Annotated in this window: 22 protein-coding genes; 13 read left to right on the top strand and 9 right to left on the bottom strand. The window is 72.6% G+C overall.

Annotated features, from left to right (window positions below):
- Nucleotides 1-437: 437 nt before the first annotated feature.
- A complete protein-coding gene (locus CK500_RS13120) occupies nt 438-1,187 on the top strand; it encodes a sugar phosphate isomerase/epimerase family protein (protein ID WP_095637678.1) in 750 nt (249 codons plus the stop codon).
- Nucleotides 1,188-1,255: 68 nt separating this feature from the next.
- Nucleotides 1,256-2,482: an ABC transporter substrate-binding protein gene (locus CK500_RS13125; protein ID WP_095637679.1), complete on the top strand. Its 1,227-nt coding sequence runs from the start codon at nt 1,256-1,258 to the stop codon at nt 2,480-2,482.
- 122 nt (nt 2,483-2,604) lie between these two features.
- Here CK500_RS13125 and CK500_RS13130 read toward each other — a convergent pair whose 3' ends face one another.
- The 3 genes from CK500_RS13130 to CK500_RS13140 form a co-directional block, all read right to left on the bottom strand.
- Nucleotides 2,605-3,459 (bottom strand): DUF7547 family protein, encoded by an 855-nt coding sequence (locus CK500_RS13130; protein ID WP_095637680.1) that lies wholly within the window; start codon nt 3,457-3,459, stop codon nt 2,605-2,607.
- A gap of 56 nt (nt 3,460-3,515) precedes the next feature.
- On the bottom strand, nt 3,516-4,733 hold the full coding sequence (locus CK500_RS13135; RefSeq protein ID WP_095637681.1) for a GNAT family N-acetyltransferase: 1,218 nt from the start codon (nt 4,731-4,733) through the stop codon (nt 3,516-3,518).
- Between the two features lie 92 nt (nt 4,734-4,825).
- A complete protein-coding gene (locus tag CK500_RS13140) occupies nt 4,826-5,926 on the bottom strand; it encodes an NADH:flavin oxidoreductase/NADH oxidase (protein ID WP_095637682.1) in 1,101 nt (366 codons plus the stop codon).
- Between the two features lie 140 nt (nt 5,927-6,066).
- Here CK500_RS13140 and CK500_RS17450 point away from each other — a divergent pair, with 140 nt between their 5' ends.
- A complete protein-coding gene (locus CK500_RS17450) occupies nt 6,067-6,228 on the top strand; it encodes a hypothetical protein (protein WP_198951568.1) in 162 nt (53 codons plus the stop codon).
- Nucleotides 6,229-6,295: 67 nt separating this feature from the next.
- Here the strand turns inward: CK500_RS17450 and CK500_RS13145 are convergent, their stop codons facing one another.
- The gene (locus CK500_RS13145; RefSeq protein ID WP_095637683.1) at nt 6,296-6,742 is read right to left on the bottom strand and encodes a DUF7124 domain-containing protein; all 447 of its coding nucleotides are present in this window, start codon (nt 6,740-6,742) and stop codon (nt 6,296-6,298) included.
- A 130-nt stretch (nt 6,743-6,872) separates the two neighbouring features.
- Between CK500_RS13145 and CK500_RS13150 the strand changes: the two genes are divergently transcribed.
- Nucleotides 6,873-7,700, top strand: a complete 828-nt coding sequence (locus CK500_RS13150; protein ID WP_095637684.1) for a BtpA/SgcQ family protein — start codon at nt 6,873-6,875, stop codon at nt 7,698-7,700.
- A gap of 86 nt (nt 7,701-7,786) precedes the next feature.
- Here CK500_RS13150 and CK500_RS13155 read toward each other — a convergent pair whose 3' ends face one another.
- Together CK500_RS13155 and CK500_RS13160 are read right to left on the bottom strand one after the other, a co-directional pair.
- Nucleotides 7,787-8,803: a carbohydrate kinase family protein gene (locus CK500_RS13155; RefSeq protein WP_095637891.1), complete on the bottom strand. Its 1,017-nt coding sequence runs from the start codon at nt 8,801-8,803 to the stop codon at nt 7,787-7,789.
- Nucleotides 8,804-8,828: 25 nt separating this feature from the next.
- Complete coding sequence (locus CK500_RS13160; protein WP_095637685.1) at nt 8,829-9,353, bottom strand: nucleoside deaminase; 525 nt, start codon at nt 9,351-9,353, stop codon at nt 8,829-8,831.
- 81 nt (nt 9,354-9,434) lie between these two features.
- On the opposite strand from CK500_RS13160, the gene CK500_RS13165 reads away from it, so the two are divergent.
- From CK500_RS13165 to CK500_RS13175, 3 genes are all read left to right on the top strand, one after another.
- Complete coding sequence (locus tag CK500_RS13165; RefSeq protein ID WP_095637686.1) at nt 9,435-10,358, top strand: CehA/McbA family metallohydrolase; 924 nt, start codon at nt 9,435-9,437, stop codon at nt 10,356-10,358.
- A gap of 63 nt (nt 10,359-10,421) precedes the next feature.
- Nucleotides 10,422-11,672, top strand: a complete 1,251-nt coding sequence (locus CK500_RS13170) for a molybdopterin molybdotransferase MoeA (protein WP_095637687.1) — start codon at nt 10,422-10,424, stop codon at nt 11,670-11,672.
- Entirely contained in the window at nt 11,669-13,678 is a 2,010-nt protein-coding gene (locus CK500_RS13175) for a molybdopterin biosynthesis protein (RefSeq protein WP_095637688.1), read from the top strand. Before CK500_RS13170 ends, CK500_RS13175 begins: the two co-directional genes overlap by 4 nt.
- On the opposite strand, the gene CK500_RS13180 is transcribed toward CK500_RS13175, so the two are convergent.
- From CK500_RS13180 to CK500_RS13190, 3 genes are all read right to left on the bottom strand, one after another.
- Nucleotides 13,648-14,109, bottom strand: a complete 462-nt coding sequence (locus tag CK500_RS13180) for a PaaI family thioesterase (RefSeq protein WP_095637689.1) — start codon at nt 14,107-14,109, stop codon at nt 13,648-13,650. The genes CK500_RS13175 and CK500_RS13180 overlap by 31 nt on opposite strands.
- Before the next feature lie 243 nt (nt 14,110-14,352).
- Nucleotides 14,353-15,240 (bottom strand): hypothetical protein, encoded by an 888-nt coding sequence (locus tag CK500_RS13185; protein WP_095637690.1) that lies wholly within the window; start codon nt 15,238-15,240, stop codon nt 14,353-14,355.
- A gap of 86 nt (nt 15,241-15,326) precedes the next feature.
- The gene (locus CK500_RS13190) at nt 15,327-17,006 is read right to left on the bottom strand and encodes a sensor histidine kinase (protein WP_095637691.1); all 1,680 of its coding nucleotides are present in this window, start codon (nt 17,004-17,006) and stop codon (nt 15,327-15,329) included.
- A 127-nt stretch (nt 17,007-17,133) separates the two neighbouring features.
- On the opposite strand from CK500_RS13190, the gene CK500_RS13195 reads away from it, so the two are divergent.
- The 6 genes from CK500_RS13195 (at nt 17,134) to hemA (ending at nt 22,053) form a co-directional block, all read left to right on the top strand.
- A complete protein-coding gene (locus tag CK500_RS13195) occupies nt 17,134-17,847 on the top strand; it encodes a lipoate--protein ligase family protein (protein WP_095637692.1) in 714 nt (237 codons plus the stop codon).
- A gap of 94 nt (nt 17,848-17,941) precedes the next feature.
- The gene (locus tag CK500_RS13200) at nt 17,942-18,340 is read left to right on the top strand and encodes a 30S ribosomal protein S6e (protein ID WP_095637693.1); all 399 of its coding nucleotides are present in this window, start codon (nt 17,942-17,944) and stop codon (nt 18,338-18,340) included.
- Nucleotides 18,341-18,352: 12 nt separating this feature from the next.
- Nucleotides 18,353-18,820, top strand: coding sequence for a DUF7112 family protein (locus CK500_RS13205; protein WP_095637694.1), 468 nt, complete (start codon nt 18,353-18,355; stop codon nt 18,818-18,820).
- Nucleotides 18,821-18,911: 91 nt separating this feature from the next.
- Nucleotides 18,912-19,997, top strand: a complete 1,086-nt coding sequence (gene ahbB / locus CK500_RS13210; protein ID WP_095637695.1) for a siroheme decarboxylase subunit beta — start codon at nt 18,912-18,914, stop codon at nt 19,995-19,997.
- Nucleotides 19,994-20,713, top strand: coding sequence for a precorrin-2 dehydrogenase/sirohydrochlorin ferrochelatase family protein (locus CK500_RS13215; protein WP_095637696.1), 720 nt, complete (start codon nt 19,994-19,996; stop codon nt 20,711-20,713). Before ahbB ends, CK500_RS13215 begins: the two co-directional genes overlap by 4 nt.
- Nucleotides 20,710-22,053 (top strand): glutamyl-tRNA reductase, encoded by a 1,344-nt coding sequence (gene hemA / locus CK500_RS13220; RefSeq protein WP_095637697.1) that lies wholly within the window; start codon nt 20,710-20,712, stop codon nt 22,051-22,053. The genes CK500_RS13215 and hemA overlap by 4 nt, the downstream gene beginning before the upstream one ends.
- Nucleotides 22,054-22,073 lie beyond the last annotated feature (20 nt).

Genomic DNA, 22,073 nt, shown 5'->3' on the forward strand with positions numbered 1-22,073 from the left:
AAGGGCAGCTTACGCTCGCTGCGCGCCTCGTTCAGTCGCTGTCGCTCCTTCACTGCGGTGCTTAGCGTCGCCTAAGCTGCCCTTGCGACTGCCCCTTTGAGTCCCACCCAACCGCAGACCGCAGCCTCACGCCTCCCCAGCCTCGTCGGCGGCTCCCGTTAGTCGCCGCCGACTCCCTCGCGCGTGCTCCTCGCGGCCGCCAGTGGCGGCCACTCGGAGGCACGCGCCACCGCGTTGTTTTATAAGTGGCCGTCGCCGTCGCTCTTGGATGTTTAAATACCGGATCGCCGCTATCGATCTGCAAGACCTACTCCCGATATCAATTACTACAGTACCTGTACTGAGCGATCGGGATACCTAGAGCGATCAAGCGGATCGCAGCGACGCCACGATCACGGCGACACTAATTATACAAACCCGCCGCACCCACCGCCGACATGGACATCGGTCTCACCGTCGGCGACGACCTCGACCGGCTCGCGGCGTCGCCCGCGCGGTTCGACTTCTGCGAGCTCGGGGTCGGCGAGCCGACCCTCGTGCCCGGCGAGATCGACCGGGGGCGGCTGACCGACGCGCTCGCGGGGCGCGACCTGCTCGTCCACCTCCCGTACAGCCAACGGCTGGCGACGTACGTCCCCGAGGTCAACGACGCCATCGTCGACTACCAGCGCCGGCTTTTAAACGCGGCCGGCGAGCTGGGCGCGGAGAAGGCCGTCCTCCACGCGACCTCCGCCGACCGCGACGACATCGAGTTCCGCGAGGTCGCCGCCGACCAGCTCCGCCGGATCGCCGACGCCGGCCGCGAGGCGGGCGTCGAGGTCGTCGTCGAGAACGTCGGCCACCAGCATGCAGGGCTCCAGCTGTCCGTCCTCGGCGACCTCGCGCGGGAGACGGACACCCCGATCTGCTTCGACCTCGGACACGCGTACATGGAGGGCGACAACAAGGCGATAAAGCGATTCCTCCGGAGCCATGGCGACCTGATCTCGCATCTCCACTGCCACGACGCCCGCCGCCGCGGCGACACCCACCTCCCGGTCGGCGCCGGCGAGGTCGACTACGGGCTCGTCGAGTCCGAACTCGACGACTTCGACGGCACCGTCGCGCTGGAGGTGTTCACCGACGACGAGACGCTGCTCCTCGACTCGGCCGAGCGCGTCGCCGACCGGCTGGGAGCGTCGTTCTGAAGCGGCCCTTGTTTTAGGCCGACCAAAGATTCGAAAGGGCTAAAAGTATTTAGGCTAGCCTAAATCGTATGGCGACCGACCCGACACGGCGATCGGAGCTGACTCGACGGAACTACCTCGCGTACGGCGGCTCGGCGCTCGGTGCCGCCCTCCTCGCCGGCTGTACCGGCGGCGGAGACGGGGACGGCGGCGGCGAGACCGACGGCGACGGGGGAGCCGACGGCGAAGCCGGCACGGCGTCCACCGAGGAGGAGCCGTCCGAGGGAGAGGAGGACTCGGAGGAATCGACGACCGACGAGTCCTACACGGTGTCGCTGTCGTCCGTCGGCGAGGTCACGTTCGACGCCGTGCCCGAGACGTGGGCCGCCAACAACGGGAGCTGGGCGGACATGGGGGTCGCCCTCGGCCAGCGACCGCCGGAGGCCGTCTACCTCACGGGGCGCTACCACACGCAGCTCTACGACGAGATTCCGGGCGTGAGCGTCGACAAGAGCGACATGCAGTCGCTCTGGGAGAGCGAGCTCGACGTAGAGGACTTCCTGTCGCTCGCCGAGCGCGTCGACTTCTTCGCGATGGACCCGAACTTCCTGCTCGGCCGGACGAGCAACTGGGAGCAGGACGACATCGACCAGATCGAGTCCGCGGGCGCCCCCTTCTTCGCCAACAGCATCTTCTCTCGGGGGTACGAGTGGCACGACTACGAGTACCCCACGCTGTACGAGGCGTTCGAGAAGCTCTCGGAGGTCTTCCAAGAGGAGGAGCGCTACGACGCGTTCGAGGCCCTCCACGAGGAGTTCCGGGCGGAGATCGACGGGATTGTCCCCCCGGAGGAGGAGCGCCCGTCGGTGGCGATCATGTGGCCGCAGCCGATCGACGAGCCGGAGTCGTTCTCCCCGTACCTCATCGACGAGGGCACGAGCTTCAAGCAGTGGCGCGACCTGGGTGTCGAAGACGCGTTCGCGACGACCGACGTCAAGGACTTCCACGCGGACCGCGGCCAGGTCGACTACGAGCTGTTGCTCGAAATCGATCCCGACGTGCTGCTGCTCCGCGGCAACGAGAACAAGACGGCGGCGGAGTTCCGTGACACGGTCGTCTCCTTCATGGAGGACCACTCCGTCGCGAGCAGCCTGACCGCGGTCGAGAACGGCGACGTCTACCGCGGCGGCCCGCTGTATCAGGGACCGATCACGAACCTCGTCCTCACCGAGCGGGCGGCCGAGCAGGTGTACGGCGTCGACGAGGAGCTGTTCGACCGCGAGCGCGTCGCCGACATCGTCAACGGGGAGTTCTGAGGACGCCGGCCGCTCCGGTCCTCGCTGCTTCGATCCTCGCTGCTTCGATCCTCGCTGCTTCGATCCTCGCTGCCTCGGTTCTCGCAGACCCGGTCCGCGCGGTTCAGCTACTCGCGGTTCAGCTACTCGCCGCTCTCGTCCCCCTCGGCCCCTCCACCGTTGTCGGCGTCCTCGTCGGTGTCCCCGTCGCTCTCGCCCCCTTCGGCTCCCCCGCTGACGCCCTCGGCGTCCGTGTCGGCCGCGCTTTCGGCGCGCCGCTCGTCGTCGAGCCGCCGCTTTATCGACTCCAGCTCCGACTCGACGTCGACCTCGGGCGCGGGATCGTCGTCCCCGTCGGTCCCGCCGGACCCGTCGTCGTCGTCCGGGTTCGGATCGGTCACGTCGATCCTGACGCCGCGGTCGCCGTGATCGTTGCGGTCGTCGCGGTCGTCGCGGTCGTCGCTCACTTCGTCGGCGGGCGTGACCTCATTCCGTCCGTCTCGATCGCGGCGCCCGCGCCGCGCGGCGTCGGCCTCGCGGCGGCCCTCCTCGATCCGCGCTTCGATCTCGGCGGTGAGGTCGCGCGCGTCCTCGATGATCGACCGCGAGGCGGCCTCCTCAGGGAGGTCGGCCTCCGAGAGGGCGGTCCGGAGCTCCGAGAGCGACCGCGACAGCCCGGCGCTCGCGCCGTCCCGCACGTCGCCGAGGCGGTCGGTCGCCAACCCCCCCTCGTCGAGGCCCCGGCCGGGGTCGGCGAGCCGGAGCGTCCCCTGCACCAGTTCGAGCGACTTGATCGTCGTTTCGAGGAGGGCGATCACGGTCGGGATGGTGTACTGCTCCGTGAACCGAACGAGCTCGGAGAGCCGGGGCGGGCGCGGGGGGCCGCGGCGGTCCCGCTCGGTCTCGCGGAGGTCGCGGCGGAGCTCGCTCAGCACGTCCTCGAGCTCGTCGAGCCGCTCTTCGAGGTCGTCGTCGCGTCGGTCGTCGCGGGAACTCATGCCGCGTCGTAGGCGGTCCGCGGATAAAAAGCCCGGCCGGCCCCGTCGGAGAGGCCTCAGAACCCCTCGCGCAGGTGCGTCGTCCGCGGCGGGAACAGCGCGCGGAGGTCGGCGGCGGTCGCGGAGCCGACGTCGAGTCCGTCTCCCCGTGCGACCTCGTCGACCGACCGGTACCCGACGTACAGCTGCGAGAGGGCGCCGACGTCGACCGCGGCGTCCGCGCCCTCGGGCTCGGCGTCGAGCGGCTGGACCGAAACGCCCCCGTCGGCGACGGCCACGCGGAAGGCGGCGTCGTTCCGCTCGACGAGGGAGTCGTCGACCGCGAGCGAGAACGCGGTCTCGACCTCGGGGTCCGGATCGAGCGCCTCGAGGGCGGCGGCGACGTCGACGAGCCGGACCATCGGCCCGGTCCGGACCTCGCAGTCGACGGCACGGGGGTCCTCGACGAGGTCGAGCAGGGGCGCGTCCGGCGGGGCGCGGATCCGGACCTCGGCGACCTGCGAGTCGTGGTTGCGGCAGAACCGCAGCAGCTGGAACCACGCCTCGTCGTCCGCGACGGCGACGTCGGTGACGCGCATCACGGTGCCGTCCGCGTCGTCCGGCTCGTCGTCGAAGCTGTACGCGCACAGCCCGCGGAGCTCTCCGTCGCGCTCCCAGCCGTAGACGAACGGGTCGGTCTTCCAGCCCTGGAGGGTCCGCTCGCGCCACCACTCCTCGGTCCAGTCCATCGTCAGGTCGTAGCGGTCGGCCATCGCCGAAAGCACCGGCTTCACGGCCTCGTAGTCGTCCTCGCCGAGCTGACGGAAGCGTCCGGCCGCGTCGCCCCCGGTCGCGACGAGGTCGTCGACGAACCCGAGCTGCTCCGGCGGCGCGGTGAGGTAGCGGTAGCGGCTAGCGGTCGCCCACCCGTAACTGGCGTAGAAGGGGTACTCGAAGGGCCACAGCGTCGAGACGTGGACGCCCCGATCGCGGTACTCCGCCAGCGACTCCCGGAGCATGCGCCCGACGTTTCCCTGCCGGCGGTGCTCCGGCGGGGACGCGACGGCGGAGAGCCCGGCGACCTCGCGGTCCGCGCCGCGGATCCGCAGGGAGAAGTAGTGGTGCGCGCAGACCGCGACCGGCTCGTCGCCGTCGAACAGCCCTCGGGTGTCGGCGATGGTGTCCTGGTCGTCCGCCTCCTCGGGGTCGTACGGGCCTTCGGCGGGCGAAAAGGCGTACCGCATGAACGCGTCGAACTCGTCGCCGCGCTCGTCGGGGAACTCTCGGTACTCCATGTGCGGTCGGGTCGCGGGAGCGGAATAAGTCTTCCCGGAGCGTGCGAGGGGGTCTCAGTCGGATCCGACCGTCCCGCCCGCGCCGACGCCGCTCAGTCGAACTTCCCGCGCCGGTACTGCACCGGCCACTCGACCTCGGCGCCGAGCTCGTGGGCGGCCTCCAGCGGCCAGTACGGGTGCCGGAGCAGCTCGCGGCCGAGCGCGACAAGGTCGGCCCGCCCGTTCCGGATCAGGGCGTCCGCGTGGGTCGGCTCCGTGATCCCGCCGACCGTCGCGACCGGCACGTCGGTCCCCTCGCGGATCGCCTCGGCGTAGGGGACCTGATACCCCGGCCCGGTGCCCGGGAGCTGCTGGGCCGGGTGGATCCCGCCGCCGGAGACGTCGATCAGGTCGGCGCCGGCCTCGGCGAGCAGGGGAGCCAGCCGCACGGAGTCGTCGACGTCCCACGAGTCGCGGTCGGGGAGCCAGTCGGTCGCGGAGATGCGGACGAAGACGGGCTGATCGTCGGGCCAGACCTCGCGGACGGCCTCGACGACCTCGCGGACGAGGCGGGTGCGGTTCTCGAAGCTCCCGCCGTACTCGTCGTCGCGGTCGTTGGTGACCGGCGAGAGGAACTGGTGGAGCAGGTAGCCGTGGGCCGCGTGGACCTCGGCGACCTCGAAGCCGACCTCAAGCGAGCGCTCCGCGGCGGCCGCGAACGCGTCGACCACCTCGTCGATCCCGTCCCCGTCCAGCCGGCGGGTCGCCGCCAGCTCGTCCTCGTCGGCCCCCCGGTCCGGGTACGGCGCGTCGGTCGCCGAGACCGTCTCCCACCCGTCTTCGGCGTCGGCTGGGATCGGGTCGCCGCCCTCGGCGGGGGCCCGGTGTGAGCCCTTCCGGCCGGCGTGGGCGAGCTGTATCCCCGGCGTCGCGCCCTGCGATTTGACGAACTCGACGATCGGCTCGATCGCCTCGGCGTGCTCGTCGGACCAGATCCCCAGACACCCGGGCGTGATGCGGCCGCGGGGCTCGACCGCGGTCGCCTCGGTCATCACGACTCCGGCCCCGCCGGCGGCGCGGGAGCCGAGGTGGACCCGGTGCCAGTCGTTCGCGAACCCGTCGTCCGCGGAGTACTGGCACATCGGCGACAGCATCACGCGGTTGCGGAACTCGGTGTCGCGCAGCGTGTACGGCGTGAAAAGCGAGTCCGTCATCGACTTCTCCGACGACCCCCACGGAGTAATGGGATCCGATCCCCCGCCCGTCTCGCCGCCGCCGAAACGATCCGGAGCGGTTTCCCGGCGGTTTAGGCCGACCGAAACCTATAACCACCCGCACCTCCGACGCATCGGTAATGACAGCCGGGGACCGGATCGAACGAGAGGTCGAGGGGCCGTCGGACGCACGGCCGCGGGTCGAGGCCAGCCGCTGTTCGCCCGAACGCACCGTCTTCACCGAGGAAGGGAACACGGACGCGTGGATCGCGACCGATCTGACGGTCGAGCTGGAACGATAGCGAACCGTCGTTTCCGTCTTTCTTCGTCTCTCCCCCTCCACCCTTTCTCTCGCAGCTCCGTCGCCGGTCAGTCGAGTCGCTCTCGCACCGCCCGCCACAGCCGACCGACGACCCCCCGATCGCTCGATCGCTCCGACTCGGAGAGCACCCAGTCCGCCTTCTCCGCCGCCTCGTCGATCGGCACGTACTCGAAGCCGACGTGGGTCGCGACGCGCCGGTTCGCGGCGGAGGTCCCGACGAACACCGCCCGCGGGGCGTCGCTCTCCTCGTGGACGTCGCCGAGCGTCCCCCACTTGTCCCAGTTCCGGAGCGCGTAGTCGTTCTCGACCCCGGTCTCGCCGACGAACCGCTCCACCGCGTCCGCGTCGTTGGCGACGATCCCGACGTGCCGGCTCCACTCCCGCGCGTCCGCGAACGCCGCCTCCGGGTCGGCGAGCCGCCGGGCGGCCCCGAGCGAGAGGACGAGCGTCACCTCGCCGGTTCGGTCGTCCGGATCGTCGACGTCGATACCCATGGCTCGGTCGCCCGTTCGCGTCCGAGCGGGTAAACGATGGGGGAGGATGCACCCGCACAGCGTCCGGGAGGGGAGGACGCGACGCCCGTGTGGGGAGACTTATCCGCCGAGGCGGCGTTCGGTCGGTAACATGGATTTCGAGGCCACGTTCGGCACCGACGCGCCCGTGATCGGCATGGTACACCTCCCGCCCCTCCCCGGGGCGCCGAAGGCGCTGGACGACGGCGCGGCCGCGATGCGCGACGCGCTCGACCGGGCCGCCGCCGACGCCCGCGCGCTCGACCGCGGCGGCGTCGACGGGATCATGGTCGAGAACTTCGGGGACGCCCCCTTCTACCCGGACGACGCGCCGAAACACGTCGTCGCGAGCGTCACCCGCGCCGCGACGGCGATCGCGGCCGAGAGCGACCTCCCGCTCGGGATCAACGTCCTCCGCAACGACGCGGAGGCGGCCCTGTCGGTCGCCGCCGCGGTCGGCGCCGACTACGTCCGGGTGAACGTCCACACCGGCGCCCGGGTCACGGACCAGGGCGTCGTCCAGGGGAAGGCCCACGAGACGCTCCGGCTCCGCGACCGCCTCGGCGTCGACGTCGGCGTGTTCGCCGACACAGACGTGAAACACTCCGCGCCGCTCTCGGCGGAGGGGTACACCGCGGAGTCGTTCGCCGACACCGCCGAGCGCGGGCTCGCCGACGCCGTGATCGCCTCCGGACGCGGCACGGGCGAGGCGATGGACCTCGAAGCGCTCGAGGCGGTCGTCGCCGACCGCGACGCGCACGGGCTCGACACCCCGGTCCTCGTCGGGAGCGGCGTCCGGGCCGACACGGTCGGCGACGTGCTCTCGCTCGCCGACGGCGCGATCGTCGGCACCGCGCTCAAGGAGGGCGGCGAGACGACCGCGCCGGTCGACGCCGACCGGGTGGCGGAGGTCGTCGCGCGGGCGGACGAGGCGCGGTGAAGCGCTGGTAATGCGGTGAAGCGCTGGTAATGCGGTGAAGCGCTGGTAATGCGGTGAAGCGCTGGTGACGGCGGCCTAGAAGGCGCTCAGATCCCCCGCGCCGCGAGGAACGCCTCCACCTCGTCTCGGCTCGGGAGCCCCGGCTGCGCGAATCGGGAGGTGCAGTTGATCGCGGCGACCGCGGCCGCGAACCGGACTCCGCCCGCGATACCGGTGCGCTCGGGGCGAGCGTCCCCGCCACCGCCGCTCTCGGCGAGCCACCGATCGATCAGCCCGGCGACGAACGAGTCGCCGGCGCCGGTCGCGTCGACCACGTCGACCTCGAACGCGTCGAACGCGGTGACCTCGCCGTCGGCGACGACCGTCATCCCGTCGGCGCCGTGGGTGAGGACCGCGCGCGGCCAGCGGTCGCCGGGCGGCGCGGAGCGACGACCAGCCCCACGGCCCCGCTGTGCGGCCGCGACGCGCTCGACCGCCGCGTCCGGGCCGCCGAAGTAGGCCGCGGCCGCCACGGCGTCGGCGACGAACAGGTCCGCGGCGTGGAGCAGCCGGTGGACCGTCTCCGGCTCGGTCCCCCGGCCGACGAGCTCCTCGACCGATCCGGAGAGGTCGAAGGCGAGCGCGGGCGGGTCGGCGGCCGACTCGACCGCGTCGAGGGCCGCGCGCGAGACCGCGTCGGGCGTGTACCCGGTGAGGAAGACGGTCTCGGCCGCGGCGAGCGCCTCGCGGTCCGCCTCGCTCAGTCGGAGGCGCCGGAAGCTCTCGCCCGCGGTGACGATGGCGCGCTCCCCCTCGGGGTCGCTGAGGATCACCGACCGGGTCGAGGGGTCGTCGCCGACCGCGACGCGCGAGGCGTCGACGCCGGTGTCCGCGAGGTACTCGCGCGCCCGCCGGCCGTACTCGTCGTCGCCGACGCGGCTCACGAGCCCCACGTCGCGCCCGAGCCGGTCGAGCGCGACGCTGACGTTGGCGCCGACGCCCCCGAACGCGGTCGTCACCTCGCTCGCGAACGCGCCGCCGTCCGGCTCCGGCAGGTTGCTGACGGCGTACCACTCGTCTATCACCGCGGCGCCGACCGCGAGGATCGGGGGCGGACCGGTCATGGACGCCGCGACCGCCCGCTCCCGCTCACGCTCCGTCACCGTACACCGACTCGTGGAGCTCCATCGCGGCCGCCTCGGCGATCGGTCCCTCGACCTCGGTGTCGCCGTCGGCCCGGCGGATCACCTCGTCGCAGGGGATCGTCACCACGTCGCCGGTGAGCGCGTCGAGCGTCTCGCCCGCGACGCCGAAGACGACCCGGCCGATCCCGGCGTAGTGGATCCCGGTCGCGCACATCGGACACGGCTCGGTGCTGGCGTACATCGTGCAGCGGGCGCGCTCGTCCGGGTCGAGCTCGCGGCCGGCCCACCGCGCGAGGGTCATCTCCGGGTGGGCGGCGAGGTCGTCCTCGGTCAGCGTCTCGTTGTGGCCCTCGGCGACGATCTCGCCGTCGAGGACGAGCAGCGCGCCGAACGGTGTGTTCCCCATCTCGACGGCCTCCTCGGCGAGCGCGATCGCCCTGTCGACGTACTCGCGGTCGGTCTGGTCGCTTTCGCCGTCGGCCCCCGGATCGGTCTGGTCGCTTTCGCCGTCCGCCCCCGGATCGCTCATACTCCCGTGTTCGCCCCCGGGCACCTAACCCTTCGTCCCCGAGGCGGTCGCGTTTATATGTCTCCCGGCGCTATCTCGGCCGTGTCCCGCGTCACCGTCAGCATCGATCCCCACGTCCACTCGGACGACAGCTACGACGGCCACGAGCCGGTGGAGCTCATCCTGGAACACGCCGCGGAGATCGGGCTCGACGCGGTGGTGATCACCGACCACGACGTGATCGGCGAGTCGAAGCGCGCGGCGGAGATGGCCGACGAGTACGGCCTGATCGGTATCCCCGGCGTCGAGGTGTCGACCGCGCACGGCCACCTGCTCGCGATCGGCGTCGAGCGCATGCCGCCGCGCCGGCGCCCCTACGACGAGACGGTGGCGTGGATCCACGAGCAGGGCGGCGTCGCGATCGTCCCCCACCCCTTCCAGCGGTCGCGCCACGGGGTCCGCGAGCGGAACATCCCGGTTCCGGGCTCGGCGGACGGGGACGGAGACGGGGACAGGGACGGGGACGTGAAGGCGAACGCCGAGGGAGGAGAGGCCAGCGCTGGGGGAGGAGAGCGAGCCGAACTCCACGAGGTCGATGCGATCGAGGTGTTCAACGCGTGGCTGTTCACCGGCTACCGCAACCGCCGCGCGCGACGGTTCGCGGCCGAGCACGGCTATCCGGGGGTCGCCGCGAGCGACGCGCACCAGCTCGAGTACGTCGGGCGCGCGTTCACCGAGGTCGAGATTCCGGATCGCGAGTCGGTCGAGGCGGTCACGGCCGACGACGTGCTCGACGCGATCCGGAACGGAACCACGCGGGTCGACGGCCGCCGCGCGCCGATCCGGATGGCGGCGAGACACTACGTCGGCGCGGCCGGCCGCAAGTCGGGGTACTACGCGCGGACCGGCGCGGTGCGGAGCGCGAGCGCCGCGCGCCGCGGGGTCGCCGAGGCGGTCTCGACCGTCAGGGTCGCGGTCTCGCAGGGCGCGCACCGCGCCGCGCGCGTCCTCTCGTGGGTGACCTGATCGAGGCCTCCGTATCAGCCCGCCGGAGACGGGTTTTTGCCCGCGGGCCCGAAACGACCGCCCATGAGCCACGACAGACGCGAGGCCGGATTCAAGCGGCGGACCCGCGTCGCGGAGGCGCTGGCGACGCTGCTCGACGCGGCCGCCCCCCACGGGCGGACCGAACCGGCGCCGGTCGCCGACGCGGACGGGCGGGTCGTCGCCGAGCCGATCGACGCGCCGGCGCCGGTCCCGAGCTACGACCGCGCGGCGATGGACGGGTACGCGGTCCGCGCCGAGGACACCTTCGGCGCGTCCGACCGGTCGCCGGCCGTGCTCCGCGCCGCCGGCACCGAGGCCGACGCGATCGCCCCGGGCGAGGCCGCGCGGGTCCACACGGGCAGCGCCGTCCCCGAGGGCGCCGACGCGGTCGTGATGATCGAGCGGGTGGAGGAGGTCGGGGCGGAGGTGGAGGCGTTCGACGCGGTCGCCGAGGGCGAGAACGTCGGCGAGGCCGGCGAGGACGTGGCGGACGGCCAGCGCCTCTTCGAGGCCGGGCACGTCCTCCGGCCCTCCGACCTCGGCCTCCTGAAGTCGGTCGGGCTCGACGCGGTCCCCGTCTACGAGCCCCCAACGGTCGCCGTGATCCCGACCGGCGAGGAGCTGGTGCAGTCCGACCCCGGCCCCGGCGAGGTGATCGAGACGAACGGGCTGACGGTCTCGCGGCTGGTCGAGCGGTGGGGCGGAGAGGCCCGCTACCGCGACGTGGTCACCGACGACGAGGACGCGCTCGCGGCCGCGATCGAGGGGGACCTCGACGCCGACGTGGTCGTCACCACCGGGGGATCCTCGGTGGGCGAGCGCGACCTGCTCCCGGAGGTGGTCGACTCGATCGGCGAGGTGCTCGTTCACGGGGTCGCGCTGAAGCCGGGGCACCCGGTCTGTCTCGGCGTCGCCGACGACACGCCGGTCGTCTCGCTGCCCGGCTACCCGGTCGCCTGCATCGTCAACGCCGCGCAGTTCCTCCGCCCCGTCCAGAAGCGCGTCGGGGGGACGACCGCGGACCCGTTCCCGACGCGGCGCGCGCGGCTCGCCCGGAAGGTACCGAGCGAGCCCGGCACGCGGACGTTCGCGCGGGTTTCGGTGGAGGAAACAGACGGAGGCGGTGACGACGGCGAGCCGGCCCTCCCCGCCGCCACGCCGACCCGCGCCAGCGGTTCCGGGATCCTGTCGAGCGTCGCGCTCGCGGACGGCTGGGTCGTAGTCCCCGAGCCGCGCGAGGGGCTCGACGCGGGCGAGGTCGTCGACGTGGAGCTGTGGGAGGCGAGCCCATGAGCGACCGCAAGGAGTTCCGCGACCTCGCGACGCCCGAGGCCGCCCGCGAGGCGATCGACTCGCTCGACCTCTCGCCGGCGCCGGAGGCGGTCCCCTTGGAGGACGCCCGCGGCCGGGTCCTCGCGGAGCGGGTCGACGCCGCGATCGACGTGCCGGGGTTCGACCGCGCCTCGATGGACGGGTACGCGGTCCGCGCCCGCGACACCTTCGGCGCCGACGAGGCCGACCCGGTCGAGCTCGACCTCGTCGGCGCGGTCCACGCGGGCGCGGCGCCCGAGGTCACCGTCGAGCCCGGGACCTGCGCGGAGATCTCCACCGGGGCCGTGATGCCGGACGGCGCCGACGCCGTGGTGATGGTCGAACGGACGGAGGAGCTTGGCGGGGAGGGCGGACCGGGCGACGCCGCATCCGATCCCGACCGGATCGCGATCCGGACCGCGGTCGCGCCGGGCGACCACGTGATGAGCGCCGGCGCCGACATCGCCGCGGGCGCCCGCGCGCTCGGTCCCGGAACGCGGCTGACGCCCCGCGAGATCGGGCTGCTGTCGGCGCTCGGCGTCGACGAGGTCCCCGTCGCGGGGACACCCCGCGTCGGGATCGTCTCCACCGGCGACGAGCTGGTGCGTCCCGGGGAGGACCTGGACCCCTCGCGCGGCGAGATCTACGACGTGAACTCGACGACGATCGCCGCGGGCGTCGAGGAGGCCGGCGGCGAGCCCGTCCTCTACCCGCACGCCGGCGACGACTACGACGAGATGGAGCGGCTGCTCCGGCGCGCGGCCGACGAGTGCGACCTCGTGCTCTCGTCCGGGTCGACCTCGGCGAGCGCGGTCGACGTGATCTACCGCGTGATCGAGGAGCGCGGCGATCTCCTGCTCCACGGCGTCGCGGTCAAGCCCGGGAAGCCGATGCTGATCGGGCGGCTCGACCGCGGCGGTGAGGGTGCGAGCGGCGGCAGCGACGCCGCCGACTCCCCCGCCGGCGAGTCCGCCTACGTCGGCCTCCCCGGCTACCCCGTCTCCGCGCTCACGATCTTCCGGACGTTCGTCGCGCCCGCGATCCGGGAGGCGGCCGGCCAGCCCGAGCCCGCGACGGCGACCGTCGAGGGGCGGATGGCCGTCGGCGAGCGATACGGCGAGGGGCGGATGCGGCTGATGCCGGTGGGGTTGCTCGACCTGAACGACGGCGATCTCCCCCTCGTCTACCCGGTCGACAAGGGGTCGGGCGCGACGACGAGCCTCGTCGAGGCCGACGGCGTCGTCGCGGTCGACCCGGAGACCGAGTACCTCGACCGCGGCGAGCGCGTCTCGGTGCAGCTGTTCTCGCCCGACGTACGCCCGCCGACCCTGCTCGGCGTCGGCGAGGACGACCCGGCGCTCAACCGCCTGCTCGACCGCCTCGGATCGCCCCGATACCTCCCGGTCGGCTCCCGCGAGGGGCTCCGGCGGCTCCGCGACGGCGTGCCGGACGTGGCGGTCGTCGCGGGCCCGACCGACCGCGAGGTCGACGCCGTCGAGCTCGGCGGGTGGACCCGCGAGTGGGGGCTGGTCGTCCCCGACGGCAACCCCGAGGGCGTGACCGGACTCGGCGACCTGATCGACGGCGACCTGCGGTTCGTCAACCGACCGACCGACTCGGGGCTCCGACGGAGCCTCGACGACGCGCTCGACGGCCTCGCGGCCGACCGCGACGCGTCGCGCCGGGATCTCACCGACCGGATCGACGGCTACGGGCTGACGGTCCGGGCGTTCGAGAGCCCGGTCAGGAAGGTGCTGGGCGGCGACGCCGACGCCGGACTCGGGCTCCGCGAGACGGCGGAGCGGCTCGGCTGCGGGTTCGTTCCGCTGGGCGAACAGCGGGTCTCCGTCCGCGCCGCGCCCGACCGGGTCGAACGGGACGCGGTCACGGAGCTCGCGGAGGTACTGGAGGGTCTCGGCGGAACCGCGGAGGGCGACCTCCTCGCCGATCTGGCGGGCTACTCGCGGAACAGCCGGAACGATCCCTGACCGACGACGACCTCGGCGGCGTCGCCGTTCGTCGAGCTGGTGACCGTCATGTCGCTGACGCCGATCGATCCGCCCGACCTGACGACCGTCGCCTCCGCCCGGAGGTCGCCGGTCGCCGGACGGAGGTAGTTCGCGTTGAGGTTCACCGTCGCGACGCCGCCCGAGAGCGGATCCTCGAAGGCGGTGCGCTGGGCGATCCCGCCCGCGGTGTCGACGAGCGTCGCGGCGACGCCTCCGTGGATGGTGCCGCCGTCGCTGTTCGTCAGCTTGTCGTCGAACGGGATCGAGAGGACGACCCGACCGCGCTCGACGACGTCGACCGACGTGTTCAGCCACGAGAGGTAGCCGTGCTCCTCCTCGATCCGCCGCTCGACGAGCTCGACCGCCGCCGCCGGGAGCGGCTCCATCGCCTCGACCTCGCTCCGGTCCATACGCCACCGTCGGCGTCCCCCCGCTTGTAGCCCTCGGAACTCGCAACAACGGCTGCGAGGTTGGAGACGCTCGAACCGAGACGAGCACGTCCCGTCCGACGCCTTATCCGCGATACCGCGCCATCCGTCCCGTGACCTGACGCGTCGCCCGCGGCGGCCGAGGCGGGAGCCCGGCGCACCGCCGCGGCGGAGCGAGCGCGCCGGCTGTTCGCCACGGCGGTCGCCAGCCGTAGGTCCCCCGACTCATCCGACGCCGAGCCGGATCGGGTCGTCGCTCGGCGCGAGCGCGAGCGACACGGTCTCGCCGAGCGCGAACCGTCTGTCCGGACAGACGAGCTTCGCGCCGACCGCCCCGTCCCTGTCCGCGAACAGCGACAGCCCCGTCACCCGCTCGCCGTTCGCGAGCACGTCGAGCGGTTCCCACGCAACCCCTCGGCCCCGCGCGACGCCCACGCGTGTCCCCCACAGCGACAGCGCCGTCCCGTCCGGGAGCGCGTCGAACGCGCCGCCGCCGGCGTAGTGCGCCAGCCCGCCGTCGAGGGGGACGCCGTCGTCGCTCGCGAGCGCCGCGAACCGCAGACCGGGAGACGGGTGGTTCGGCGCGTCGAGGACGACGTGCGTCGGCCCGCGTTCGACGACCGCGCCGGTCCCGTCCCACTGCACGGGCTCGACCGGCACGTCGACGTCGACCGGGAGCGACCCGCTCGCCCGGAGCGCGTTCGCTCCCGGCGGCCTGAACCCGAGGTGGACGTGGTCGTCGACCCACCGTCCGAAGAAACCGGACCTGGTCAGCGGGCCGAGCGCGTCCCCGACCGCGACGTGCTCGCCCGGCGACACCTCCGGGATCACGTGAAGGATCCGCGCGAGCGTTCCGGTCGCCGCGCCCGTCCGCCGACACCAGTCATCGTCCAGTTCGACGACGATCAGGTGGTCCTCGTCGGCGGCGTACGGCCGGTCCGGACAGCCGACGGTCCGCGTCTCGCGGACGACGCCGGCGACGGGCGAGACGCCCGTTTCGCCGTCCGGGTAGAGGTCGATCGCGCACCCGTCGTCGTGCGCCGGATACGGGGAGTTGAACCGCGAGAACCGCCGGTAGCGGTCGAGCACCGACGGCGGAAGCGTGACGGTCATCGGATCGTCACGTAGGGGCGGACGGGCAAGTGGGCGTCGGCTGCCGAGCGTCGCTGTCGGTCCCCGCGTCGGACCCGACCGCCGGATCAGTCGTCCGCGGGTTCGATCCCGGAGATCACGAAGCGCGCGCCGCCGGACGCCGACTCCTCGACGGTGAGCTCCCACCCGTGCGCTTCGGCGATGTCCCCGACGATGGCGAGGCCGAGACCGGTCCCGCCGCCGAGGGAGACGCCTCGCTCGGTCACCTCCGAGCGCTGGTCCGCCGGGACGCCCGGGCCGTCGTCGGCGACCGCGAGCGCGATACCGTCTTCCCGGCGCTCGATCTCGACCCGAACCACCACGTCGTCGCCGGCGTGTTCGATCGCGTTGCGGAACAGGTTCGAGAGGAGCTGTTCGAGCCGATCGCCGTCGGCCAAGGCCGGCGCGTCGGGTCCCTCGACCGTCAGCGTCGCGTCCGCGGTCTCGAGCCGCGACCAGACGCGTCTGGCGGTCCCGTCGAGCGAGACGCGGTCGACCTCGTCGACGGACTTCCCGGCGGTCGCCAGCGACAGCAGCCCCTCGATCAGGTCGTCCATCCGCTCGTGGGCGTTCGCGGCGCGGTCGAGCGCGTCCTCGTTGTCTCCGCCGCCGTGGCGAGCCAACTCCACCGCCGCGGTCGCGGCCGCGAGCGGGTTCCGGAGGTCGTGGGAGACGACGCCCGCGAAGTCCTCCAACCGCTCGTTCTGCCGCTCCAGCTCCGCCTCGCGGCGCTCCAGCTCCGCCTGGCGACGCTCGCGTTCGGTCACGTCGCGGAGCAGGAACACGTGGCCGCGGTCGGTCCCGCGGGGGTCCGTGATCGGGTCCTCCTGGATGTCGAACTGGCGTCCGCCGATCGTGATCGGGTGTTCGACGCCGACCTCCAGGCGGGGGAACACGTCCGAGAGCGACGATTCGACCGCTTCCGGGGGCAAGAGCTCCTCTGCCGCGGGGTTGAGGTCTCGAATCCGACCATCGGAGCCGGCGACGATCACGGGGTCCTGCATCACCTCGACGGCGGTGTCTCGGGCGACGACCGCGGCGTCGAGCGTCCCGAGCCAGAAGACGGTCCCGTACAGGAAGACACCGTGGACCACGAGCCCTGTCGGGAACCACGCGAGGTTCGCGTAGCTCCCCACGTCGACGACCGTGACGATCCCGCCCAGGAACGGAAACAGGGTCCCGAGCAGGATCACGAACGTCTGGAGCCGGTAACGGTTCCCGGTCCGACGGTACAGGTCGACGACGACGAGGACGCCGGCGATACACAGCCCGTAGGCGTACAGCACGAACGCCACGTCCGCGATCCCGAGTTCGAACGAGAGCAGCGTGAACGGGCCCTCGACGACCGCGGTCAGGGCGCGTCGCGAGAGCCCGTGCGTCCCGCTCGACCAGGCGGCCAGCACCCAGACGAACGGCGGGGCCGCGAGCGCGACGGTCCGATTCTCGGTGCGCCACCGGTCGTGACCCGAGAACGCAAGGACGAACGCCATCCAGATCCCGGGGACCGCGGCGACGAGCGGGGTGGAAAGGTTGAGCGCGACGACCATCGCCAGCTCGCTCGCGCTGGCGACTCTCACCGCGTACAGAAGCGAGATGCCGCCGCCACAGAGCAGGTAGAGCGCGACCTCGGTGCCGCCTGGTTCCTCCCGGTCGGTCCACGCGACGTACCCGAGCCCCAGTCCGATGACCCCGGCCAGCAGGCAGGCTGCGAGGTACGCCTGCACCGGCAGCGCGCCGAGATCGCTCATCGTTACCAGACACAGTCAGAGGGTCGGCAAAACCTTTGTGTCACGCGCTCGCGACGCCCCCGAACCGGGATGACGCGCGTCTGCCGCGCGTCGCAAGCGGCTTGTCCGACGGTCCCCTTTCGCCGATATGCGCGTGGTTAGGGGTCGCGACCCCCGTCCCGAAGCGGACCGGGAGCACACGGCGGCGCTGCTCGCGGGCGCGGCCGACGGAACGCCGGGGATCCGAGTGTGGGCGCCGCCCCGACAGATCGCCTTCGGCCGCCGCGACACTCGGGAGACCGGCTTCGAACGGGCGAAGCGGATCGCCGCCGAGCGGGGGTTCGATCCGATCGAACGCGACGTGGGGGGCCGCGCCGTCGCGTATCCGGGTGACACGCTCGCGTTCGCGCACGCCGTCCCGCTCGGCGACGGGCGGGACTCCGGGTCGATCGCGGAGCGGTACGAGCGCGCGACGGAGACTGTCGTCGACGCGCTGCGCGGGCTCGGCGCGGCGGTGTCGCGCGGCGAACCGCCCGAGTCGTTCTGCCCGGGCGATCACTCGGTCCGTGTCGCTGGCGGCGGCAAGATCGCGGGGATCGCCCAGCGGGTCCGCGGGGACGCGGCGCTCGTGGCCGGCTGTCTGGTCGTGACGCCGGGCGACGCGCACGCGGTCGCGGACGCCACCGCGGCGGTGTACGGCGCGCTCGGAGTCCCGTTCGATCCGGAGACGGTCGGAAGCGTCGCCGCGGCCGGCGGTCCGTCGAGGCCGAATCCCGTCGCTCGGGCGCTGGAAGACGCGTTCGTCGACGGCCCGTGGGGCGACCACAACCCTCGAATCGACAGGATCGACGGCGACGACTGATCCGCGGGCGCCGTCCGCGACGGGGTCCACGGACGGAGCGCGGCCGGATCGCGCTTTCGACGTGCTTTTTATTCGCGGGGGTCTCGGTTCGCCCATGGCCGAATTCAAAGTCGTCATCGCCGACCCCGACACCGGCGAGACGTTCCAGCAAGAGGTCGACGGACAGGACGCGAACCGGTTCCTCGGTCGAGAGATCGGCGACGAGATCGGCGGCGACGCCGTCGGGCTCTCCGAGCACACGATCGCGATCACGGGCGGCTCCGACGAGACTGGCCGCCCGATGCGCGAGGACGTCTCCGGAACCCGCCTGAAGGAGCTCCTCTTAGAGGGCGGCGTCGGCTTCAAGCCGTCCCGCGAAGGCGAGCGCAAGCGCATCACCGTCCGCGGCCGCGAGATCGACGACGACGTGGCCCAGATCAACGTCTCGGTCGTCGAGGGCGACGATGTCGCCGCGGCGCTCGGCGAGGCCGACGACGACGCCGACGAGGAGTAACGCCCCGTTTCGATGCCTCGCGTCCCCTCCGACGACGAGGACATCGCCTCGATCCGCGTCTCGCTCGCCCGGAGCGGCGGCACTCGCCGTCCCTGCGTCCGGATCCCGAACGACGACGAGCTCGACGGGCGCGTCGAGTCCGGGCGCTGCGAGTCGCTGTCGCTCGCCGCCGGCGACATCGTTCGCGTCGCGGTCGACCGCGAGGAGTACCACGCACCGGTGCGGAGCGACAGCGACGGGCGACTGATCCGGGGCGCGTTCGACAACCGGCGGCTCGCGCGCGAGCCCGGTGAGGGGGCAAATCGCCTCGCCGAGTGGCTCGCCGAGAACGGGCGGGAGCCGGGCGACCCCGTCGTCCTCGACGTCGTCGTTCCCGGCGAGCAGTACGGGCTCCGGATCCCGGGCGAGCGGACCGTGTACGACGCGACCCGCGGTCCCCGGTCGTCACTGTCGGACATCGCCCGGGACCTCGACGGCTGAGTTCGGGCGGGTCGTCCCGGTTCGACCCGCCGACGTCGCCGGCGACGCGCAGGCCGGATCGCTTATTCTCGCGCGGACCCGATCCCGGCGTATGCAAGAGGTCGACGCGGATCTGACGGCGCTCGACCGCGGGATCATCAACGCCTTCCAGGGCGGATTCCCGGTGACCGAGCGCCCCTTCGAACCGGCCGCGGCCGCGCTCCGCGAGCACGGGGTCGACGTGACCGGCCCGGAGCTGTGCGAGCGCGTGCGCGAGCTCGACGAGGAGGGAATCTTATCCCGGTTCGGGGCGCTCGTCAACGCCGAGGAGATCGGCGGGGCGGCGTCGCTCGTGGCCATGCACGCCCCCGAGGACCGGTACGAAGAGGTCGCGGAGACCGTCAACGAGTTCACCGCGGTGGCGCACAACTACGAGCGCGAGCACCCGCACCTCAACATGTGGTTCGTGGTGAGCGTCGCCGACCACCCGGACCCGGACAAGGACGGCGGCGACCGGGTCGACGAGGTGCTCGCGGAGATCGAGGCCGCGACGGGCCAGGAGACGTACAACCTCCCGAAGGTCCGCGAGTTCCACGTCGGCGCGAAGTTCCTCGTCGACGGCCCGGTCCCCGACGGCGACGTGGACCTGTCGGATCTCGGCCCCGCCGTCTCGCCGAGCAACCGGTCGACGCTCACGCCCGAGGAGCGCGACCTCGTCGTCGAGATCCAGGGCGGACTCCCGGTCACCGAGACGCCGTACGCCGACGTGGCGGCGGCGATCGGCGCCGACACCGAGTGGGTGATCGAGACGATCAAGCGGTTCGACGCGGAGGGGAAGGTGCGCCGCGTCGGCGTCATCCCGAACCACTACGCGCTCGGCTACACCGAGAACGGGATGACCGTCTGGGACGTGCCCGAGGAGGCCCTCGACGAGGTCGGCCCGGCGGTCGCGTCCCTGGACTTCGTCACGCACTGCTACCAGCGCCCCCGCCACGAGGGCGTCTGGGAGTACAACTTCTTCGCGATGACGCACGGGCGGACGGAGGCCGAAAGCGAGCGCCGGATCGCGGAGGTGAAGGAGCTGATGGACGAGTACTGGGCGGTCGGCGCGGACGACTGGGACACGCTGTTCTCGACCCGGATCCTGAAGAAGACGGGGATCCGCATCGCCGACCGCGCGGACAGCAACACCGCGTGATCCCCCTGTATCACGACCTCACCGGCGAGACGGTGCTGGTGTTCGGCGGCGGCGCCGTCGGCTCGCGGAAGGCGTCCCGGTTCGCCGACGAGGCGCGGGTCGTCGTCGTGAGCCCCGCGTTCGACGAACGGCTGATCGGTCTCGGCGAGGGAGGTACCGAATCGGCGGAGACGGATACCGGGTCGGCGGAGGCGGATTCTGGGTCGGTGGAGCTGGCCCGCGCCGCGCCGGACCCCGAGGCCGTCCGCGACTGGATCGACCGGGTCGACCCCGCGCTCGTCGTCGCCGCCACCGACGACGCGGCGGTCAACGCGGCGGCCGAGGCGGCGGCGCTCGACGCGGGCGCCCTCGTCAACCGGACCGACGTGTCGGCCGCGGACCGGTCCGGCGGTCGGGGGGCGCGGAGCGTCGTCGTCCCGGCGACGGTCGAGGACGACCCGGTCAGCGTGGCGCTCTCGACGGGCGGGGCGAGCCCGGCGCTCGCGAAGGCGCTCCGCGAGCGGATCGAGGCGGAGATCGACGGCGCCGGCGCGATGGCGGAGCTGTCGGGGACGCTCCGGGAGGAGCTCAAAGACCGGGGCGTCGCCCCCGAGAGGCGCCGGGAAGCGATCCGCCGAGTCGTGCGATCCGAGGGGGTTTGGAAGGCTTTACAAAAGGGGGAATCCTACGGTCGGCAAGAGGCGGATTCCGTGATCGAGGAGGTACTCACCAGATGAAGGAGACGGGCGCTATTTCGGGCGTGAGCGTCGCCCACTCCCGGGCAACGGTCGACGAGATCGAGGCCGCGGGCGGCGACGGCGTCCGCGCCACCGTCTCGGACCTGCTCGCGCGCGACGGGGTTGAGGAGGCGTTCGCCCTCCAGACCTGCAACCGCTCGGAGGCGTACGTCGTCACCGACCGGACCGTGGACGGGTCGGTCGCGTTAGAGTCGTTCGCCCCCGAGGTCCGCGGCGGCGCGGTCCGCCGACTCGACCACGAGGAGAGCCTGGAACACCTGATGCGAGTCGCCTCGGGGCTCGAGTCGCTCGTGCTCGGCGAGGACCAGATCATCGGGCAGCTCCGTGAGGCGTACGAGGAGTCGAAGTCCGCGGGGGGAATCGGTCCCGTGCTGAAGGACGCGGTGACGAAGGCGCTCCACGTCGGCGAGCGGGCGCGCAACGAGACCTCGATCAACGAGGGGGTCGTCTCGCTCGGCTCGGCCGCGGTGCGGCTGGCCGCCGGCGAGATCGACCTCACCGACGGCTCCGCTGTCGTGGTCGGCGCCGGCGAGATGGGGACGCTCGCGGCGCGGACGCTCGACGACACCGCGGTCTCGGAGATCGTCGTGGCCAACCGGACGGTGCCGAACGCGGCGTTCGTCGCCGAGGAGGTCGACACCCCCGCCGAGGCGGTGCCGCTCGCCGAGCTCTCGACCGTGGTCCCGGACGCCGACCTCGTGATCGCGGCGACAGGGAGCCCGGACCCGGTGATCCGGTCGACACACGTGGCGGGCGCCGACCGGCTCGTCTGCATCGACATCGCGCAGCCGCGGGACGTGGACCCCGCGCTCGCCGACCGCGACGGGGTCACGCTGTACGACATCGACGCGTTAGAGGACGTGACCCGGAAGACCCGCGAGAGCCGGGAGGCGGAGGCGCGGGAGGTCGAGGCGATCATCGACGAGGAGCTCGACCGCATCCTGCAGGCGTACAAGCGCAAGCGCGCCGACGACGCCATCTCGGCGATGTACGCCGGCGCCGACCGCGTGAAGGCCCGCGAGGTCGACCGGGCCGTCTCGAAGCTGGAGGCGCAGGGTAAGCTGACAGACGAGCAGCGCGAGACCGTCGAGGACCTGGCGGACGCGCTGGTCGGGCAGCTGCTCGCGGCACCGACCCGGTCGCTCCGCGACGCGGCCGGCGAGGACGACTGGGAGACGATCCGCACCGCGCTCCAGCTGTTCGACCCCGAGTTCGACACGCTGCCGGACGGCCCGGGGGCGAACGACTCCGGACGCGACGCGCCCTCGGCCGACGTCGACGGCGCGCCCGACTCGGTCACCGAAGAGCTCGACGACTGACTCCGTTTGAGAGGTTTTTA

The organism is Halorubrum salipaludis (assembly GCF_002286985.1).
Lineage (GTDB): Archaea > Halobacteriota > Halobacteria > Halobacteriales > Haloferacaceae > Halorubrum > Halorubrum salipaludis.

Coding starts and splice junctions, on each gene's coding strand:
- CK500_RS13190 (WP_095637691.1), bottom strand. CDS start 17,006: ATGAGCGATCTCGGCGCGCTGCCGGTGCAGGCGTACCTCGCAGCCTGC.
- ahbB (WP_095637695.1), top strand. CDS start 18,912: ATGCAAGAGGTCGACGCGGATCTGACGGCGCTCGACCGCGGGATCATC.
- CK500_RS13175 (WP_095637688.1), top strand. CDS start 11,669: ATGAGCGACCGCAAGGAGTTCCGCGACCTCGCGACGCCCGAGGCCGCC.
- CK500_RS13195 (WP_095637692.1), top strand. CDS start 17,134: ATGCGCGTGGTTAGGGGTCGCGACCCCCGTCCCGAAGCGGACCGGGAG.
- CK500_RS13130 (WP_095637680.1), bottom strand. CDS start 3,459: ATGAGTTCCCGCGACGACCGACGCGACGACGACCTCGAAGAGCGGCTC.
- CK500_RS13170 (WP_095637687.1), top strand. CDS start 10,422: ATGAGCCACGACAGACGCGAGGCCGGATTCAAGCGGCGGACCCGCGTC.
- CK500_RS13120 (WP_095637678.1), top strand. CDS start 438: ATGGACATCGGTCTCACCGTCGGCGACGACCTCGACCGGCTCGCGGCG.
- CK500_RS13155 (WP_095637891.1), bottom strand. CDS start 8,803: ATGACCGGTCCGCCCCCGATCCTCGCGGTCGGCGCCGCGGTGATAGAC.
- CK500_RS13205 (WP_095637694.1), top strand. CDS start 18,353: ATGCCTCGCGTCCCCTCCGACGACGAGGACATCGCCTCGATCCGCGTC.
- CK500_RS13160 (WP_095637685.1), bottom strand. CDS start 9,353: ATGAGCGATCCGGGGGCGGACGGCGAAAGCGACCAGACCGATCCGGGG.
- CK500_RS13145 (WP_095637683.1), bottom strand. CDS start 6,742: ATGGGTATCGACGTCGACGATCCGGACGACCGAACCGGCGAGGTGACG.
- CK500_RS13135 (WP_095637681.1), bottom strand. CDS start 4,733: ATGGAGTACCGAGAGTTCCCCGACGAGCGCGGCGACGAGTTCGACGCG.
- CK500_RS13125 (WP_095637679.1), top strand. CDS start 1,256: ATGGCGACCGACCCGACACGGCGATCGGAGCTGACTCGACGGAACTAC.
- hemA (WP_095637697.1), top strand. CDS start 20,710: ATGAAGGAGACGGGCGCTATTTCGGGCGTGAGCGTCGCCCACTCCCGG.
- CK500_RS13150 (WP_095637684.1), top strand. CDS start 6,873: ATGGATTTCGAGGCCACGTTCGGCACCGACGCGCCCGTGATCGGCATG.
- CK500_RS13140 (WP_095637682.1), bottom strand. CDS start 5,926: ATGACGGACTCGCTTTTCACGCCGTACACGCTGCGCGACACCGAGTTC.
- CK500_RS13200 (WP_095637693.1), top strand. CDS start 17,942: ATGGCCGAATTCAAAGTCGTCATCGCCGACCCCGACACCGGCGAGACG.
- CK500_RS13185 (WP_095637690.1), bottom strand. CDS start 15,240: ATGACCGTCACGCTTCCGCCGTCGGTGCTCGACCGCTACCGGCGGTTC.
- CK500_RS13180 (WP_095637689.1), bottom strand. CDS start 14,109: ATGGACCGGAGCGAGGTCGAGGCGATGGAGCCGCTCCCGGCGGCGGCG.
- CK500_RS17450 (WP_198951568.1), top strand. CDS start 6,067: ATGACAGCCGGGGACCGGATCGAACGAGAGGTCGAGGGGCCGTCGGAC.